The organism is Moorena sp. SIO3B2, from assembly GCF_010692525.1.
In the GTDB taxonomy this organism is placed as follows: domain Bacteria; phylum Cyanobacteriota; class Cyanobacteriia; order Cyanobacteriales; family Coleofasciculaceae; genus Moorena; species Moorena producens.
Window position 1 is genome coordinate 1 of sequence record NZ_JAAHHE010000586.1, and the last position, 2,977, is coordinate 2,977.

At 39.8% G+C, this 2,977-nt stretch carries 3 protein-coding genes and 1 pseudogene; 3 read left to right on the top strand and 1 reads right to left on the bottom strand.

The genetic code is table 11. The features are described from left to right. Positions 1–426: 426 nt before the first annotated feature. The 3 genes from F6K38_RS38385 (at position 427) to F6K38_RS38395 (ending at position 2,763) form a co-directional block, all read left to right on the top strand. A complete protein-coding gene (locus F6K38_RS38385) occupies positions 427–933 on the top strand; it encodes a TerB family tellurite resistance protein (protein WP_287311729.1) in 507 nt (168 codons plus the stop codon). Between the two features lie 115 nt (positions 934–1,048). Continuing rightward, the gene (locus tag F6K38_RS38390; RefSeq protein ID WP_287311732.1) at positions 1,049–1,861 is read left to right on the top strand and encodes a class I SAM-dependent methyltransferase; all 813 of its coding nucleotides are present in this window, start codon (positions 1,049–1,051) and stop codon (positions 1,859–1,861) included. 101 nt (positions 1,862–1,962) lie between these two features. After that, positions 1,963–2,763: an iron-containing redox enzyme family protein gene (locus F6K38_RS38395; protein WP_287360191.1), complete on the top strand. Its 801-nt coding sequence runs from the start codon at positions 1,963–1,965 to the stop codon at positions 2,761–2,763. Between the two features lie 119 nt (positions 2,764–2,882). Here the strand turns inward: F6K38_RS38395 and F6K38_RS44630 are convergent. After that, positions 2,883–2,977, bottom strand: a pseudogene (locus tag F6K38_RS44630) (SMP-30/gluconolactonase/LRE family protein); the annotation flags it as partial.

Consider the following 2,977-nt stretch of genomic DNA (forward strand, 5'->3'; position numbering starts at 1 on the left):
GGCCTTCCTTTGATGAAACGACTAATTCAAGCTCGTTGCTCTATTACTGCTCCTCCTACTCTTCCGATACCTCTCTAAACCTGACCAAACGTCTTTCCAAAAGAGCCACACCCAAATCATTTGTAAAATCACTGGACTTATTAAAAACTAGCTCCAACTCTGGTCCCTTCTGCCATTCCCCTCCTGGGAGGGGTTAGGGGTGGGTGCCTTCTGCCTTCTGCCTTAAAGCAGCCCATTTCTTTCACGAATCAGATAGGATTGCTATAGCACAGCTCCTGATTAACTCAACTCTCTACAGCTATCGATTCTAAACTAGATTGATACCTATTTGATGACACGCCCTAGCAAAAATTGACATTGTTCAAATATTAGTCTACTATTAATACTTTATTAGTAAATCAGGCTTAGACAAATCCAGGACAAAATATGAGTAACGGCAAGGCACTGCAACCATCCCCCTATTCAAAAAGACAATACAATATTCACCAACCTGGTGACTTTGATGTTGCGGTTAATTATAGTCGTGTGTTGTTGGCAATTGCTGGTGCAGAGGGTGAGCTGGCAGAGGCAGAATTGGATTGGTACATTGATGAGCTGGTTTTGTTCGGATGTAGTCAAGAGTATTTGCCAGAAATCAGTAAAGAGTATATTGCCACTGTCAAAAACCTGAATTGGAAAGATGTTAATCTCGAAGAGCTATTGGAGAAGATTAATTTTGATTTTCCCATGAATTCGCCCAAAGTTATTTTATATCAAGCGATAAAGATGTGCCGAGCTGATAGAGAATATCATCAAAAGGAGAAGGAAGCCATTCGTAAAGCTGCTAAAATTTTAGGTGTTTCACTTACAGATGTTATGGCGATTGAATCACTAGTAGAAATGGAAGAGGCAGCAGATAAATTAAGATATACTGTGTTAGAAACAATAGGATAGTTAAAATTTTGAACACACTCTTGTGCTGGCCAATTAAAGTGTGTTCAAATCATCCATGTTAATTTAGAAACTTGATCGACAATCTTCTAAATTAGTTCAGTTGGGAGACTAACACTTGTCCAAAAAGTACATACATGGCTATTCACATCAAGAGCAACAACGCTTAGTTAAACAAGCTCAATATTGGCGGGACAAAGTGCTATTGCGCGATCTCAATTTGTTTCCTACCGAGAATTTGTTAGAAATCGGCTGTGGTACAGGTGCTGTCTTAGGAATAATTCTAGACAGTTTTCCACATTTGAAAGTAGCTGGAATCGATCTCGAATCTACTCAAATAGAATGCGCTCAGCACTATTTAAATACTCTTGGTTTTGACAACAACATTGATCTGCGTGTAGGTGATGCCATTCAGCTTCCTTGGCCCGATGCCAGTTTTGATCATGTTTATGCCATCTGGTTCTTAGAACATGTCTCAAATCCCAAAGCAATTCTGGAGGAAGCGTACCGTGTCCTCAAGCCAGGCGGTCGAATTACCGTAACTGAAACTGATTACGAAACTCACCTGATTTGGCCTGACTCACCTGATTATCAATATTTACTACAATCTTACCGTGAAATGTTCTTATATGCAGATGGTAATCCCTGTATCGGGCGAATTTTGGGACCACTTTTAACTTCAGTGGGTTTTCGGGAGGTCACTAATATACCATGGGCGTTTTATAACTTTGGTAATACTGAAGATCAAGATCTAGAGAAGTTGGTAGAGTATATGCACTCTTGTATACAACCAACTCTCATGGAAATGACACGAAAACTGGGAAAGGATTCTCAAAGGCTAGAAGCCGGTCTAGAATTTTTCCGAAATCTTACGAACCAGCCTGAGTGTGCCGCAGCATTGACAATATATCGGGCATCAGGGAAACGATAGTCAAGTTAAAGACTACAACACTCTTGAATTACTATAAACTACTATAGTAAATAGTAGACTGATGTTTTTGGCTAACTTTTTTAACAAGATACAATTTTTGTATGGTTACATTTCATTCGGTTTCTCAGAAAGAATCACCAGTGTCTCTGAGTTTTCCTGAGAATAACTCAACTACTCCAGATCGGAATTACCAAAGCCTAGAAGCACTCATTGATTTTTACGAGCAAAAAGATATAAGAAATGACTACTTCCAGTGGTTGCATTCAAGGCCTATCGATCTTTCCAGTATTTGGTTGCTTCTCCATAATCTTCAGGGGATTACTGCAGAGTTTGTCCGCTGGCTCGCTAGTGCTGTGTCTAGAATCGACGATAATGTTATTCGTTGCTTACTTGTAAAACAGCTCTATGATGAACTTGGGAACGGAAATCCTGAACAGTGTCATACTTTACTATATAATCGCTTTTATCATGCCTTTTATCCCTGGCAACCAGAGTCAATTGCTACCGGGAAGATGGATGCTCTGAACATTAGCTCACCTGGGATAAAACTCAGACAACGACTAGAAGGCTATTTTAATGCTCCTGATCCGACTATTATCATCGCTGCATTTTTGGTAGAAGAGATTTACGCCAAGAAGTTCAATGAATGTCTCAATGAGCAAATCATGCGGACTCAGGAAATTTCTGAGCATGATCTAACTTGGCTCACCTTACATAGCGTGGTAGAAGCGGATCATGCTGGAGATTCTATCCATCTAGCCCGCCGTCTGGATGAGATAGAAGTTTCCCGTAGCCTAGTTTATATGGTGACTGAAGAGGTATGGAATATTTTTATGCGCTTCCAGGATGAGATGTATGCACTCAATCTTGAAATATTTTCAGTAGACATCTCCATAAAATAGACGAGGTTTAGACGCTTCTGTTATCGATCACTACTTGTGTACCACTACCATTAATTTGAACTATGAATTATCTACTCCTACTAATTCTCTGATTAATCCAGGAGAATTGCTATAACTTTCTAGGGCATCCCTTTAATTTTAAGACGAATACGGTAAAGACTGTTTCTTGCTGTAATGTAAAGGGTTTGGTAGTCACTGTCACCCCAGGCTAAAT

Bases quoted from the DNA above. Each gene is read 5' to 3' on its own strand.
- F6K38_RS38385 (WP_287311729.1), top strand. From the start codon at position 427: ATGAGTAACGGCAAGGCACTGCAACCATCCCCCTATTCAAAAAGACAA.
- F6K38_RS38395 (WP_287360191.1), top strand. From the start codon at position 1,963: ATGGTTACATTTCATTCGGTTTCTCAGAAAGAATCACCAGTGTCTCTG.